Consider the following 1591-nt stretch of genomic DNA (forward strand, 5'->3'; position numbering starts at 1 on the left):
AGTTAACTTTTTTCTGGCATCTTCACTATCAATTTGTAATTATCTAATAATCATTAAGGATGCATAAAGGTTTACTGTAAGTGTAAGCCTCATCATAAATTCAATAGATACATAGGAAGTAGAATGAGTAGTCCTCGCGCACTGGCTATATCTCAAGCTATGAGAGATTCAATAAAAATCCATAAATTTATCTACCATATATTATTGACTGATGAAGAAGAAGTAGATTACTTAACTGCGGTTACACTAACGGAAGATCAAGAATCATTTTTCCAAGAGATGATTGCTGAATCTTCTCGAGGTACAAAATATAAGTTTATTGATGCTGAGAATGCACCTTTGAATACTCATTGTAATAACCTTATAGATAGTTTAGATGATAACAATTTATTTATAGAGCAAAGTAAATTAATTGCACATGACTTTAAAGCCAAACATGATAAAAGGATGGCGGACGGTATCGTTGTAGTCACAACATTTAGTATGTTAGTAAATATGCAACCTCGAAACTTTGTTGCAATACTTAAACTAGACTATAAACCTGTTTTACAACAAATTCGTGATGAGGAAGATCCTTCACAGGTCAAATTTCAGGAAATAACAGATTCACTCTTAGAAGAAAAAGCTGCGATCCAAAAACGAGCGCTTATTGATGTAGGGGATTCTTTTGACTGGGATGTTATTGCTGTTGAGAGAGGTAAATCTAATGCTGACCATGACACTGATTCTGCAATAGGTAGTCATTACAAGAACTTCTTGAGTGTCTCTTTACTTGAAAATAATAGTGCAGTTACCAGAAAAGCAATTTCTCATTCTAATAAATGGGCTCAACAACATGAGGAGCTCATACCATCTGATGTAAAAGCAAGGGTTATCAGGTATATAGGTGCTCATGGCGAACAGAATATTAATATGGATGATATTCGAGATTTAATTTGCGAGCATCCTGACGACACCACTAAAGATAGGCTAAAGGCTAGCTTTGACACTTATATGGACAATGTAGAGTTGAGCGGTGTCCAGTTTACTGCTAAACCTGATAGTATACCTAATAGTGACAAAAGGACTAAAGTAAAAACGAATAGGAACGTTGTTTTAGAATGGCAAGGGGAAATGCGAGACGCAGGTGTAACCAGAGTGGATAGAGATGGCCAAACTATATATACAATCACCGCTGATAATGTAAATGACATTAGTTAGTGATATTTGCCAGCAACTAATCTCGCTGGCCGCTCAATCAAATCAGAAAAGTGAAAGTATAGATAACTTTTATATCAAAAGTGATCTTACTGATGATGCTGAAAACATACTTAGAAATCTCGCTGTCACTATAGATAGTCAAGAGAAACGTCATTGCTTCATTATAAATATCGATGAAGAACATGTTCCGTTATCTGACATGAGTAATTATTTAGATAATCACTCGTATTGCTGTGAGTTTGAGTTAACTTTTGACAAAAAGAAATTCATTCAAGGAGTTTGCTCTGGCGCGGGCGATATTGATGAAATACTTTATATATCTGTTGAAGCATTTCGCGCAGCAAGTGATGCTTTAGGTCTAAGTGACTCACTCATAAAGAGTACTATAAAT

General features: G+C 35.1%; 2 protein-coding genes. Both read left to right on the plus strand.

The features are described 5' to 3' along the window. The first annotated feature begins 123 nt into the window (after positions 1 to 123). Positions 124 to 1200, plus strand: a complete 1077-nt coding sequence (locus L1D51_RS21360; RefSeq protein WP_239964818.1) for a nucleoid-associated protein — start codon at positions 124 to 126, stop codon at positions 1198 to 1200. Next, the coding region (locus L1D51_RS21365; protein WP_239964819.1) for a hypothetical protein at positions 1187 to 1591 on the plus strand (405 nt) is incomplete at its 3' end. The genes L1D51_RS21360 and L1D51_RS21365, both read left to right, overlap by 14 nt.

It is taken from the genome of Pseudoalteromonas shioyasakiensis, from assembly GCF_022398475.1.
Classification (GTDB): Bacteria; Pseudomonadota; Gammaproteobacteria; order Enterobacterales; family Alteromonadaceae; genus Pseudoalteromonas.

What these genes read in the sequence shown, in the direction of transcription:
- L1D51_RS21360 (WP_239964818.1), top strand. Translation starts at nt 124, where the DNA reads ATGAGTAGTCCTCGCGCACTGGCTATATCTCAAGCTATGAGAGATTCA.